Genomic DNA, 12,129 nt, shown 5'->3' with positions numbered 1-12,129 from the left:
TGCGTAAACAAAAAGGAGAACCCTCGGGTTCTCCTTTTTACTTTTGAGCGTCACAGCTGCTCGTAGGCGGCTTCCACTTTCATCAAATGGCGCGGCGCCTGCGGCGCGGGATGGTATTTGCGTACGTGCCAGTTAAAGGCCTCCGGCGACAGGTTGTTGATCATCGCGATCGCCTGCTGACGGTTGCTGGAGAAGGTGCGCAGCAGCGCGCCGGTGCCGTTGACGTAGGCGATGATGGTGGCGTAGCGCAGCGTGACGGGATTGGCGATCCCTTTAAGCTGTTGTTTTTGCAAGGTGGCCAGATAGGCGGCGCCAAGATCGATATTGGTGTCGGGATCCCGCAGGTCATCGTCGTCCGGGCAGCCGCGTTTGCCTTTGTAGCGATAGGCATCGCAGCCGGCGGTATCGGCTTTCAGCTGCATCAGGCCGATCGCATTGGATCTGCTCACTGCGGAAGGGTTGAAGCCGGACTCCACCTGGATCATGGCGGTGATCAGCTTGGCGTCCACGCCGTATTCGCTGGCGGCGTCTTTGATGGCGCTGTCGAAGGCGTGGCGATCGTAGCTGACGCGCTGTTTCTTGCCGGCGCAACCCGCCAGCACCAGCATGATGCAAAGCATGCCCAGCCGTGACCCGTGTGAGAAAGAGAATTTCATGGTGCTCCGTGCTTGTCTGTTTTTTTAACGGCGTGAACCGGCGGCTGGAGCCTCCGGCGTCGTCATCATAACGTCAGGCGGCGCAAAGGAGCAATGTGCGGGAAGGAAAAGCCCCCTCCGGCCGGAGAGGGCTTGAGGGGGTTACAGGGTATCCGGATCCGGCCCCAGGCGGTTGCCGACATCCAGCTTGGCGATCTCGCCCAGCTCGTCCTTATCGAGTTTGAAATCAAATACCTCGAAGTTTTCGCGGATACGCGACGGCGTGACCGATTTCGGGATGACGATAAGCCCGCTGTCCAGGTGCCAGCGCACCACAATCTGCGCCGGGGTTTTCTCGTATTTCTCGGCCAGCGTCTTGATCAGCGGCTGGTCGAACACGCCTTCACCGCCTTGCGCCAGCGGGCTCCAGGATTCGGTGGCGATATGGTGCGTGGCGTTCCAGGCGCGCAGCTGGCGCTGTTGCAGCAGCGGGTGCAGCTCTATCTGGTTGACGACCGGCGCCACGTTGGTTTCATCCAGCAGGCGCTGCAGGTGCGGCGTATGGAAGTTGCAAACGCCGATGCTTTTCACCAGGCCTTGCTCGCGCAGTTTGATCAGTTCGCGCCAGGCGGAGACGTATTGATCCTGCTGCGGGCGCGGCCAGTGGATAAGATACAGATCCACATAGTCCAGCTTGAGTTTTTCCAGGCTGGTTTCCAGCGCCGCCAGCGGATCGCCCTGATCGTCGTTCCACAGCTTGGTGGTGATGAACAGGTCGCTGCGCGGCAGCGAGCTGGACTGCAGCGCGGCGCCGACGCCTTCCTCGTTCTTGTAGATCGCGGCGGTGTCGATGGAGCGGTAACCGATCTCCAGCGCTTTGCTCACCGCGCGGGTGGTCTCTTCAATACTCGCCTGCCAAACGCCGAGACCCAACTGCGGCATCAGATTACCATCGTGGAGTTTGATGATGGGTTGTTGCGTTGTCATGCGCATCTCCTTGTGTACGGATTGCGGCGCCTGCGGCGCCGAAACGGCTATAGATAAATTCTAGTTGGCAAAATGGGCGGTTGCCGGGTTTGCCAGCCTAATTTCAGCGGTGGCGGGAGGGCTATTTTCTCCCCGCTCTCCCTGCGAATGAGCGGTAAGACGAGTGGTGCGAAACGATCGGCGGCGCTGAAGCGCCCGACTGCGCCCGGTGATCGGCCGGGCGCAGGATGCGGCGAAAAATGGCTGGCGGAGACTAAAGCCTAGCAAAAAATCGCCGTTTTGCGATTAACGCGCCGCTTCATAAATGCGGCGGCTGACGTCCAGGGTGATGTCCTGATGCTCCCCCAGGTCGGTCATGCCGTGCTGATGGAGCTTGTCGAGCAGCGCCGGAATGCTGCTGCCGTCGAGCTGATAATCCGCCATGCGGGTCGGCACGCCCATCTGCTCGAAGAAGGCGCGGGTGGCGGCGATGGCGCCGTCGATACGGCTGTCTTCGCTGCCTTCGCGCAGGCCCCAGACGCGGTCAGCGTACTGCAGCAGTTTTTCGCGCTTCTGCGCTTTCTTCTCGTGCAGCAGCGCCGGCAGCACGATGGCCAGCGTTTGCGCGTGGTCGAGATCGTGCATGGCGGTCAGCTCATGGCCCAGCATGTGGGTCGCCCAGTCCTGCGGCACGCCTGCGCCGATCAGGCCGTTCAGCGCCATGGTGGCGCTCCACATCACGTTGGCGCGCACCGCATAGTTCTCCGGCTCGGCCAGCGCGCGCGGGCCGTCTTCCAGCAGGGTCAACAGCAGGCCTTCGGCGAAGCGATCCTGCACTTTGGCGTCGACCGGATAGGTCAGATACTGCTCCAGGGTGTGCACGAAGGCGTCGACCACGCCGTTGGCGATCTGGCGCGGCGGCAGCGAGTAGGTCACCACCGGATCCAGCACGGCGAAGCGCGGCTGCACCAGCGGTGAGAAGAAGTGCTGCTTGTCGCCGCTGCTTTTGCGGGTGATCACCGCGCCGCTGTTGGACTCGGAGCCGGTGGCCGGCAGCGTCAGCACGCAGCCCATCGGCACCGCGTCGGCGATGTGGCTGCCGACGGTCTGCAGAATGTGCCAGGCGTCGCTGCTGGCGGTATAACGGGCGGCGGCGGCGATGAACTTGGTGCCGTCAACCACCGAACCGCCACCGACCGCCAGCAGGAAATCGATGTTTTCCGCTTTCACCACCTCGACCGCTTTCATCAGCGTTTCGTAGGTCGGGTTCGGCTCGATGCCGGAGAACTCCCGCACGTCGCGGCCGGCCAGCGCGCTATGCACCTGATCCAGCACGCCGTTTTTCTTCACGCTGCCGCCACCGTAGGTGATCAGGATGCGCGCGTCCGCCGGGATTTGGCTGGCCACTTCGGCAATTTGCTCCTTGCCGAACAGGATTTTGGTTGGGGTATGCAGAATGAAGTTGTGCATGGTTGATTTCTCTCTTTCTGTCAGGCGGGCGCCAAAGCGGCGCAAAGGTGTCTGGCCCGTATTGTCAGGAACCGGGCGGCAACGCACAATGCACATTCCTGTTTGGTTCTTGCCTATTCCTACAAGTCAGTGTAGAAATGGCGAGTTTTAAATTATGATTTATGCCGAATCGTTCTGACTGTAAGAGGGTGTTTCCGTGATTGAAATCGATGCGCTGCGCAGCCGCATGGCGCGCCAGGCGATGGCTATCGCCAGCGGCAACGGCTACACGCCGTCGCCGGTGCCGCGGGTGAAGATTTTGTATGTCGATCGCCACAGCCCGCGTCAGCCGGTGATGTATGAACCGGGGATCGTCATCGTTTTTCAGGGGCACAAGGTCGGTTATTGCGGCAATAAGAAGTTCCAATACGATCCGCGCAACTACCTGCTGATGACGGTGCCGCTGCCGTTTGAATGCGAAACCTTCGCCAGCCCGGAACTGCCGCTGGTTGGGTTGGCGGTCAATATCGATACCCAAATGCTGCAGGACTTGCTGATCGACATCGGCGATGACGACTACCTGATGCAACCGCGGGCGGAGAGCAACGGGGTGAACCTGGCGGAAATGACGGAAGAGTTGCTGTGCGCCACCGAGCGTCTGCTGGACGTGATGGCCAATCCGCTCGACGCCCGGGTGCTTGGGCCGCAGATCGTACGGGAGATTCTCTATTATGTGCTGCGCGGCGCCTGCGGCGCGTCGCTGCAGGAGTTGGTCAATCGGCATACCCACTTCAGCCAGATCGCCAAGGCACTGCGGCGTATCGAACATCAGTATGCCGACAGCATCAACGTCGAGCAGTTGGCCAGCGAGGTCAACATGAGCGTCTCGGCGTTCCATCACAACTTCAAGGCGGTGACCAACACTTCGCCGCTGCAGTACGTGAAGTCGTACCGGCTGCATAAGGCGCGCCTGTTGATGGTTCATGACGGTCTGAAGGCCAGCACGGCGGCGATCCGCGTCGGCTACGAAAGCGCGTCGCAGTTCAGCCGCGAGTTCAAACGGCTGTTCGGCATGACGCCGAGCGATGAAGTCGCCCGGCTGCGCGAGGCCAACCCGCTGCTGCTGGAGGGCTGAGCCGCGTTTATGGGGTTAAGACGATCTTGCCGAATGGCCCGCGATCGAGGTGATCCAACGCCTGAGACAGCTGATCGAAGCGGTATACCTGGTCGATCACCGGCTGCAGGTTGACGGCGTCCACGGCGCGCACCAGGTCTTCCAGCGCGCGGCGGTGGCCGACGCCGATGCCCTGAATCACTGCGGATTTTAATAGCAGTGGGCCGGCGGGAGCGGAAATCTCGTTGCCTTCCAGGATGCCGATTACCGAGATGCGTCCTCCCACCGCCACGGCGCGCACCGAGTTGCCGAGGTTGGTGCCGCCGACGGTGTCGATCACATGGTCGATGCCGCGATCCTGCGTCAGCGCATAAATCGCCTCCACCCAATCGCCGTCCAGCCGGTTGATGCCATGATTGGCGCCCAATGCCAGGGCTCGCGCCAGCTTTTCATCGCTGCCGGAGGTGACATAGACCTCCGCGCCGTGGGCTTTGGCGATCTGCAGCGCGAACAGCGCCACGCCGCCGGTGCCTTGCACCAGCACCGTATCGCCGGCATGCAGTTTGCCTTGTTCCACCAGCGCGAACCAGGCGGTCAGCCCGGCGCACGGCAGGGTGCTGGCCTGGACGTCGTCCAGCGACGCCGGCGCCGCTACCAGCCAGTCTTCATGCAAAATCACGTATTCCGCCAGCACGCCCTGATAAAAACCGCCGAGGGTGTGGTAAGGCACCCGGCGCGCATCGCCGTAGGGTTTTTGCTCGCCGTCGAGCCAACCGGGGCTGAAGGTGGAAATGACGCGCGCGCCGGGCTGAAAGCGGCTGACGCCGGGGCCGATGGCATCGACCTCGCCGGCCATGTCCGAGGCGGGCGTGAACGGCTGCGGCAGCGTGAGCCCCATGCCGCTTTCTATCATCAGTTTGTCACGGTAATTGAGTGAGATAGCCTTCACTTTCACTCTGATTTCGTGCGGCCCCGGCTGTGGGATGGCGCTTGCGCTCAGCTGCAGGTGCTCACGCCCCAGGGCGCTCATCGTCCAGCGTTGCATTGTATTGGTCATGATGTTCTCCAAAGTCAGCGATTAACAGACCTGCCGATAATATCGTTGATGAAGGTTCGCCAGTGGCGATAAGATTTCCGCAGATTGTTTCTTTCAGAGCGACAAATCATGAGCGATCGGTTGAGCGGCATTTCGGTATTCGTTACCGCCGTGGAGGCGGGCAGTTTTGCAGTGGCGGCCAGTCGGCTGCATCTTTCGCGTTCGGCGGTCGGCAAAACTATCGCCCGGTTGGAGCAGCGGCTGGGGGTGCGGCTGTTTCATCGCACCACGCGCAGCCAGAGCCTGACCGACGACGGTGCGCTGTTCTACGAGCGCTGCCTGCGGGCGCTGGAGGAGATCCGTGGCGCGGAAACGCTGCTGGAGTCGGGCAAGCGGCAGGTCAGCGGTCGGCTGCGGGTGTCGATGCCGGTGCTGTTTGGCCGCATGTGCATTGCGCCGCTGCTGACCGAACTGACGCGCGAGCATCCTGGGTTGGAGTTGGAGCTGTCGTTCAGCGATCGGGTGGTGGATCTGATTGAGGACGGCTTCGATATGGCGATCCGCAACGGTACGCTGGCTAACAGCAGCGGCTTGGTGGCGCGCCGAATCGGCGATCACCGTATGACGCTGTGCGCCTCGCCGGCCTATCTGCAGCGGTGCGGCGAACCGCACAGCATCGAGCAATTGTCGCAGCATGAGGCGGTGACCTATATGCGCGCCGGCGCGCGGCGCAGCTGGCTGGTATTGGATAGCGACGGCAAGCCGCAGGACGTGATGCCGAACAACCGGCTGCAAATGGACGACCTGCAGGCCATTGCGGATGCGGCGACGGCGGGTTTCGGCATCGCCTGGCTGCCGTGCTGGCTGGTGCGTGAGCAGTTGTTGAGCGGGGCGCTGGTGCGCTTGCTGCGCGATCGGCCGGGCGCCGCCTTTGAAGCGCATGCGGTGTGGCCGCACACGCCTCACCTGCCGCTGAAGGTGCGGCTGGCGGTGGATACGCTGGTAAGCAAACTGCCTGCCAGTCTGGCGTTGGTCGAGAAGGCGCTGTAGCGCGCCCGATTCAGGAAGAGGCGGCGCGTTTTTTACGCCAGATCACCAGCATGGCGCCCAGCAGGCCGACAAACAGCAGCAGCAGCGGCAGCAGCATCAGGCCGGTCATCACCTGGCTTTCGTAGCGTTTCACCAGAGGGATTTGGCTGAACGCGTAGCCGAGGCCGACCAGCGCGCAGACCCAGATCGCCGCGCTCAGCCAGTTGAACACCTGGAAACGAGAGCTGTTGAGCCCGGAAATGCCGGCCATGGTCGGCAGCAGGGTGCGCACGAAACCGAGGAAGCGGCCGATCAGCAGCGCCGTCAGCCCGTGGCGGTTGAACAGGTTGTGCGCGCGCTGGTGGTACTGTGCCGGCAGTTGCAGCAGCCAGCTCTTCACCAGGCCGGTGTGGCCCAGCCAGCGGCCCTGGATATAGCTCAGCCAGCAGCCGAGACCGGCGGCGGCGGTCAGAATCAGCAGGGTGGGGGCAAAGCCCATCACGCCTTTGGCGATCAGCGCGCCCGACAGCAGCAGCAGGCTGTCACCGGGAAGGAAGGAGGCGGGCAGCAGTCCGTTTTCCAAAAACAGAGTGGTGAAAAGTACGGCGTAAACCACCCAAATTACGCTTGGATCGGCGAGGGCGATAAAGTCCTGCTGCCAAAGCGCATGAATAATCTCTCGTAATACATCCATTTTATGTCCTGTTGCATGCCGGTTGCGCCCGGGGTCACATTCTCCAGGATGCGGCGGTTACCGTATCTGACAGTTACCCGGTTAGTGTACCGCTAATAGCTTAAGCCGACATTAAACGAGACGAAGAAAATTATCGGAATCCGCCTTAGCGCACGCCGTTGAGGCGATCGAAGCCGGCCGCCAGATCGGCGATCAGGTCTTCGACGTTCTCCAGGCCGATATGCAACCGCACCAGCGTGCCGGAAAAATCGACGCCGCCCGCCGGGCGGATCGCTTCCAGTTCTTCCGGCTGGTTGGCCAGGATCAGCGACTCGAAGCCGCCCCAGGAGTAGGCCATGCTGAAGTGGCTGAAGTTATCCAGGTAAGCGGCCAACTGCGTATCGTCCAGCCGTTCCTTCAGCACGAAAGAGAACAGCCCGTTGCAGCCGCTGAAGTCGCGGCGGTAGAACTCGTGGCCCTTGCAGCTCGGCAGGGCCGGATGATTGACCGTCGCCACCTCCGGCCGCGCCGCCAGCCAGTTGGCGACCTCGATGCTGCTGCGTTCGTGCTGCTTCAGCCGCACGCTCAGGGTACGCAGGCCGCGGCTCGCCATGTAGGCGGTGTCGGCATCCACCATCTGCCCCATCAGATAGGAGTACTCGCGCAGTTGATCCCAACAGCGCGCGTTGGCGACGGCGGTGCCAAGCATGTAATCGGAATGGCCGATCAGGTATTTGGTGCCGGCCTGAATAGAAATGTCGATGTCGAAATCCAGCGCCTTGAACAGCACCCCCGCCGCCCAGGTGTTGTCGATCATGATCACCACGTCCGGCGCCACGGCGCGAATGGCCTGCACCATCGCCGGGATATCCTGCACTTCCAGGGTGATGGAGCCGGGGGATTCCAGGAACACCACGCGGGTATTGGGCTGGATCAGTTTGGCGATGTCGGCGCCGATCAGCGGATCGAAATAGGTGGTGCTGACGTTCATGCGGCCGAGGATATGGGTGCAGAAATCCTGGGTCGGCTCGTACGCAGAGCCGGTGACCAGCAGGTGATCGCCGGCGCCGACGAACGACAGGATCGCATTGGCCACTGCCGCCGCGCCGCAGGGGTACAGCACGCAGCCGGCGCCGCCCTCCAGCTCCACCATCGCATCCTGCAGGGCGAAGTGGGTCAGGGTGCCGCGTCGGCCGTAAAACAGCTCGCCGTGGGCGCGTTGCGCGGTGGCGTGTTTTTTGGCAGCGACGGAGTCGAAGACCAAAGAAGAGGCGCGTTGCGTGACGGGATTGACGGAGCCCTGGGTGTAGCGTTTGCCGCGGCCGGCGCCGATCAGCGCGGTTTCGATATGTTTTGACGTCATGGTACCTGGCTCACCTCTGGTTGCTCTGCACGTGCCCGTTTACGATAGCCCTTACGTTAACATGAGTTAATATAGCCATCCAGACGTTTTAACTTCCAGATATAGAAACGGCTATAATTGGCTGCCGGTCACGCATTTCTCGCGTAATCCTTCTGCCGAGTGGGAACAGAGAAGTCCATTCCTCGGCTGAGGCGCCGTTCGGCAGCGTGGTCTTGTTGCGCCGTTGTGGGATAAAAGTAACGAAATCACCCTATAAAAGGGGCATTTGGCGGTGAACGGACACAGATTGGCGCTTTGTAACGGGGCTGGCTAAAATTTTCTCGTTTATTTGGTAAATAATAATGAGAACCACTATCAATCCCCGGTTGGTTTGATATGATCGCACGCTGAATTATTCCTTAATTTTGATCGGTAATGGGTGGAGGCACAGCGTGAAAACGGCTGGCAAGAATTTAAATCAAGGATCGTTCGGCCAGGGCCGGGCGCAGTGGGGCAAGGCCTTCGGCCGCAGCCTGATGGCATCTATGGTGCTGGTCGTAGGGCTGGCCGGCAGCGCGCAGGCCGCGCCGGCGAGCAATCCGGCCGTTGCCGAAAGCGTTGCGCCGACCACCGCGCCTGCACCTGCTGCAGCCGCCGCGCCGGAGAGCATCACGCCGGTGAACCCGGCGCCAACGATCCAGCCACCGGAAACCCGCGGCATGGACCTGTCCGTTTGGGGCATGTACCAGCACGCCGACGCGGTGGTGAAAGCGGTAATGATCGGCCTGGTGCTGGCCTCGATCGTGACCTGGACCATTCTGTTCTCCAAAGGCAGCGAACTGCTGCGCGCCAAGCGCCGTCTGCGCCGCGAACAGCTGGCGCTGGCCGAAGCGCGCTCGCTGGATGAAGCCTCCGAACTGGCGCAAAACTTCGGTCCGGAGAGCGTCAGCGCGGTATTGCTGAACGACGCGCAAAATGAGCTGGAGTTGTCTGCGGAATCCAACGACAACAACGGCATCAAAGAGCGCACCGGCTTCCGCCTCGAGCGCCGCGTGGCGGCCTACAGTCGCAACATGGGCCGCGGCAACGGCTTCCTCGCCACCATCGGTGCCATCTCGCCGTTCGTCGGCCTGTTCGGCACCGTGTGGGGCATCATGAACAGCTTCATCGGCATCGCCCATTCGCAGACCACCAACCTGGCGGTTGTGGCGCCGGGCATCGCGGAAGCGCTGCTGGCGACCGCGCTGGGTCTGGTCGCGGCGATCCCTGCCGTCGTTATCTACAACATCTTCGCTCGCGTCATCAGCGGCCACCGCGCGCAGGTGGGCGACGTGGCGGCGCAGGTCTTGCTGCTGCAGGGCCGTGATTTGGATCTGGCCGCGACGGCGGAAGCCAAGCGCTCACAGCACGCGCACCAACTGCGGGCGGGGTGAGACATGGCGATGCGCTTAAATGAAGATCTGGACGACAGCGGCGAACTGCATGAAATCAACGTGACGCCGTTTATCGACGTCATGTTGGTGCTGTTGATCATCTTTATGGTGGCCGCGCCGCTGGCAACGGTAGATATCCGCGTCGATCTGCCGGCCTCCTCCGCCAAGCCGCAGCCGCGGCCGGAAAAACCGGTGTTCCTGTCGGTGAAGGCCGACAAACAGCTCTACGTCGGCGATCAGCCGGTGAATGCCGATCAGTTGACTTCGGTGCTGGATCAACGCACCCAGGCTAACAAAGAAACCACCATCTTCTTCCAGGCGGACAAGAGCGTGGACTATGAAACGCTGATGAGCGTGATGGACACCCTGCGTAAAGCCGGCTACCTGAAAGTGGGGCTGGTGGGCATGGAAGGCGCCGCCAAATAGCGGGCTGATGAAACAGAAAAGGGCGCTTCGGCGCCCTTTTTTACTGGTTCAGAGATATCACTCTTCGGCCAACAAAGCCCGGGAACCGGCATGGCGCCAGCGGATACGGCCCGGCAGATAAAGCGCGTTCTGTTCCAGCGGCCGCTCGTCGATCAGTGCGGTGACTTGGTCGAAGCTATGTTGCGCCAACGCCCGGCAGTCCTGTGCGACCGTATCGATCTTCAGCGTCATGCAGTCGAACAGGTAGTGATCGTCGAAGCTGCACAGGTGGATGTCGCTCTCCATCAGCTGATGCTGAGTCAGATAACGCAACACCCCTTCCAACAGGCCGCAGGCGGCGGTAAACAGCGCTTTGGGCGGCCGCCCCAGCTGTGCGCAAAGCTGAGCGAACATCTCGTAACCTGAGCTGGGGTGATAGTTGCCGTTGATGATCCATTCCGGTTTGCACGTTACGCCGGCCCGCTCCAGGCCAAGCTGGAAGCCGGCCAGGCGATCGCGGGTCGGCGAAATGCGCGGCTGCCCGCCGAGAAAATAGATCTCATCCGGATGTTGGCGCGCGACCGTTTCCACCAGGTCGGCGGTCGAGTTGACCGAATCGGTGATCACCAGCGGCAGTTCGGAACCGGCGATCAGACGGTCCATCTGCACCACCGGCAGTCCGACATTGATCTTCTGGTATTCCGCGTCGTTTAGCTGGCTGGAGGCGACAATCAAGCCGTCGACCTGCCGCTGCACCAGACTGTTCACCGCCATCATCTCCTGCGCCGGGTTTTCATCGGTGCAGGCGATCAACAGCTGCAGGCCGGCTTCGCGGCACAGCGTTTCCAGCTCGCGCGAAATCACCGCAAAACCGTAGTTGGTCATCTCCGGCACTACCAACCCCAGCGTGTGGCTGCGGTTGGAGCGCAAAGAGCGGGCGTGGATGCTGGGCTGATAATGGTGTTCGTGCGCCAGCGCCAGAATGCGATCGCGGGTGTCGTCGGACACCCGGTATTCCTTGCTGCGGCCGTTCAGCACCAGGCTGGCGGTCGATTTCGACACCCCGGCCAGCGTGGCGATGTCACTGATGGTAATGCGTTTATTTTTTTTCACTGACGCCATCTGAAGTCATCGGAGGATGCGTCATTCTAGCATGCATGGCGCCAGCGGCCAGTATTCCAACGCCAGCGGCGCGCTCCCGCACAGCCGCAGTTGCGGCTCATCCGCCGGGAAGTAGCGTGCGCTCATCACCGCCTCGCCGTGGTTGATGAAAATCTCCACGCTGGAACGATCGAACAGCAGTTGCAGATGCGTGACCGGGCCGCGCCAGTAACGGTGCTCCGGCCGGCCGTCGGTCAGGGAAGCGCGCGTCAGCCGCAGCCTTTCGCCGTCCCAGTTCAGCGTCATCGCGTCGCCAAAGGTTGCGTTGAACGGGCCCTGCGGCGTCAATTGCAGCTCCGCGGCCCCCAGCGCATAGGCGGGGGCGTTATCGGCGCGGCCTTGCCAGCCTGCTCGCTCACCGCGCAGCTGTTGCAGCTCGCGCGCCGGGCGCTGGTGGAGGCGGCCATGCCGCAGCGACAGTTCGCGCGGGCAGGTCATGGTGTGGATCCAGCCGTAACGGCGCGTCGGATGGGCTTCTTCATCTTGCTCGGGCACGCCCATCCAGCCGAACAGCAGGCGGCGGCCATCTTCCGCCAACGTCGTCTGCGGCGCGTAGAACTCGAAGCCGGCGTCCAGCTCGCGGAATTCGCCGTGGCTGAAGGCCGCCTGCCGGTAATCCAGCTTGCCGAGCAGATAACCGGCCTGATAACGGTTGAGATAGCGTTCCGGCTGCGGCGTCAGCCCCTGCGGACAGCAGATCAACACCTCGTCGCCGTCCAACGAGAACAGGTCCGGGCACTCCCACATGTAGCCGAATTCCTCTAAGCCGTTCAGTCCGGAACCGGCGATCTCTCCCAGCGCTTGCCAGTCGCGCAGATCGCTGGAACGAAACAGCAGCACCTTGCCGCGATCCTGCAGGTCACGCGCGCCGAGCACCATGTACCAG

12 protein-coding genes are annotated in these 12,129 nt (G+C 62.0%); 4 read left to right on the top strand and 8 right to left on the bottom strand.

The annotated features are described in order from the left end of the window. Positions 1-50 precede the first annotated feature (50 nt). The 3 genes from MMS95_RS18945 to yqhD all read right to left on the bottom strand — a co-directional run bounded on the left by MMS95_RS18945 (position 51) and on the right by yqhD (position 3,071). The gene (locus tag MMS95_RS18945) at positions 51-656 is read right to left on the bottom strand and encodes a transglycosylase SLT domain-containing protein (protein WP_004937286.1); all 606 of its coding nucleotides are present in this window, start codon (positions 654-656) and stop codon (positions 51-53) included. A gap of 141 nt (positions 657-797) precedes the next feature. Continuing rightward, positions 798-1,622 carry a 2,5-didehydrogluconate reductase DkgA gene (dkgA, locus tag MMS95_RS18940; protein WP_156866253.1) on the bottom strand — a complete coding sequence of 275 codons (825 nt, stop codon included), beginning with the start codon at positions 1,620-1,622 and terminating at the stop codon, positions 798-800. A 285-nt stretch (positions 1,623-1,907) separates the two neighbouring features. Next, the gene (yqhD, locus tag MMS95_RS18935) at positions 1,908-3,071 is read right to left on the bottom strand and encodes an alcohol dehydrogenase (protein WP_156866252.1); all 1,164 of its coding nucleotides are present in this window, start codon (positions 3,069-3,071) and stop codon (positions 1,908-1,910) included. 196 nt (positions 3,072-3,267) lie between these two features. On the opposite strand from yqhD, the gene MMS95_RS18930 reads away from it, so the two are divergent. After that, positions 3,268-4,185, top strand: a complete 918-nt coding sequence (locus MMS95_RS18930; protein ID WP_015379072.1) for an AraC family transcriptional regulator — start codon at positions 3,268-3,270, stop codon at positions 4,183-4,185. 7 nt (positions 4,186-4,192) lie between these two features. On the opposite strand, the gene MMS95_RS18925 is transcribed toward MMS95_RS18930, so the two are convergent. Then, entirely contained in the window at positions 4,193-5,221 is a 1,029-nt protein-coding gene (locus tag MMS95_RS18925) for an NAD(P)-dependent alcohol dehydrogenase (protein ID WP_015379071.1), read from the bottom strand. Between the two features lie 108 nt (positions 5,222-5,329). Here MMS95_RS18925 and MMS95_RS18920 point away from each other — a divergent pair, with 108 nt between their 5' ends. Beyond that, positions 5,330-6,250: a LysR family transcriptional regulator gene (locus tag MMS95_RS18920; RefSeq protein WP_156866251.1), complete on the top strand. Its 921-nt coding sequence runs from the start codon at positions 5,330-5,332 to the stop codon at positions 6,248-6,250. Positions 6,251-6,260: 10 nt separating this feature from the next. On the opposite strand, the gene MMS95_RS18915 is transcribed toward MMS95_RS18920, so the two are convergent. Both MMS95_RS18915 and metC read right to left on the bottom strand, forming a co-directional pair. Further along, positions 6,261-6,923 (bottom strand): DedA family protein, encoded by a 663-nt coding sequence (locus tag MMS95_RS18915; protein ID WP_004937300.1) that lies wholly within the window; start codon positions 6,921-6,923, stop codon positions 6,261-6,263. A 145-nt stretch (positions 6,924-7,068) separates the two neighbouring features. Next, the gene (gene metC, locus MMS95_RS18910; protein ID WP_033632075.1) at positions 7,069-8,265 is read right to left on the bottom strand and encodes a cystathionine beta-lyase; all 1,197 of its coding nucleotides are present in this window, start codon (positions 8,263-8,265) and stop codon (positions 7,069-7,071) included. A gap of 431 nt (positions 8,266-8,696) precedes the next feature. Between metC and exbB the strand changes: the two genes are divergently transcribed. After that, the gene (gene exbB / locus MMS95_RS18905; RefSeq protein WP_004937304.1) at positions 8,697-9,677 is read left to right on the top strand and encodes a tol-pal system-associated acyl-CoA thioesterase; all 981 of its coding nucleotides are present in this window, start codon (positions 8,697-8,699) and stop codon (positions 9,675-9,677) included. Positions 9,678-9,680: 3 nt separating this feature from the next. Continuing rightward, positions 9,681-10,103, top strand: coding sequence for a TonB system transport protein ExbD (gene exbD, locus MMS95_RS18900; RefSeq protein WP_004937307.1), 423 nt, complete (start codon positions 9,681-9,683; stop codon positions 10,101-10,103). A 57-nt stretch (positions 10,104-10,160) separates the two neighbouring features. Here exbD and MMS95_RS18895 read toward each other — a convergent pair whose 3' ends face one another. After that, positions 10,161-11,204 carry a LacI family DNA-binding transcriptional regulator gene (locus MMS95_RS18895; RefSeq protein WP_033632076.1) on the bottom strand — a complete coding sequence of 348 codons (1,044 nt, stop codon included), beginning with the start codon at positions 11,202-11,204 and terminating at the stop codon, positions 10,161-10,163. 21 nt (positions 11,205-11,225) lie between these two features. Continuing rightward, positions 11,226-12,129: GH32 C-terminal domain-containing protein (locus tag MMS95_RS18890; protein ID WP_242142071.1), on the bottom strand; the 904-nt coding region annotated here is incomplete at its 5' end.

This window comes from Serratia sp. PGPR-27 (assembly GCF_022678525.1).
Lineage (GTDB): Bacteria > Pseudomonadota > Gammaproteobacteria > Enterobacterales > Enterobacteriaceae > Serratia > Serratia nematodiphila.
This window is presented reverse-complemented; position numbering and strand designations above follow the sequence as displayed.

Excerpts from the sequence above, each read along its gene's own strand:
- MMS95_RS18945 (WP_004937286.1), bottom strand. The coding sequence starts at position 656 with ATGAAATTCTCTTTCTCACACGGGTCACGGCTGGGCATGCTTTGCATC.
- dkgA (WP_156866253.1), bottom strand. The coding sequence starts at position 1,622 with ATGACAACGCAACAACCCATCATCAAACTCCACGATGGTAATCTGATG.
- yqhD (WP_156866252.1), bottom strand. The coding sequence starts at position 3,071 with ATGCACAACTTCATTCTGCATACCCCAACCAAAATCCTGTTCGGCAAG.
- MMS95_RS18925 (WP_015379071.1), bottom strand. The coding sequence starts at position 5,221 with ATGACCAATACAATGCAACGCTGGACGATGAGCGCCCTGGGGCGTGAG.
- MMS95_RS18920 (WP_156866251.1), top strand. The coding sequence starts at position 5,330 with ATGAGCGATCGGTTGAGCGGCATTTCGGTATTCGTTACCGCCGTGGAG.
- MMS95_RS18915 (WP_004937300.1), bottom strand. The coding sequence starts at position 6,923 with ATGGATGTATTACGAGAGATTATTCATGCGCTTTGGCAGCAGGACTTT.
- metC (WP_033632075.1), bottom strand. The coding sequence starts at position 8,265 with ATGACGTCAAAACATATCGAAACCGCGCTGATCGGCGCCGGCCGCGGC.
- exbD (WP_004937307.1), top strand. The coding sequence starts at position 9,681 with ATGGCGATGCGCTTAAATGAAGATCTGGACGACAGCGGCGAACTGCAT.
- MMS95_RS18895 (WP_033632076.1), bottom strand. The coding sequence starts at position 11,204 with ATGGCGTCAGTGAAAAAAAATAAACGCATTACCATCAGTGACATCGCC.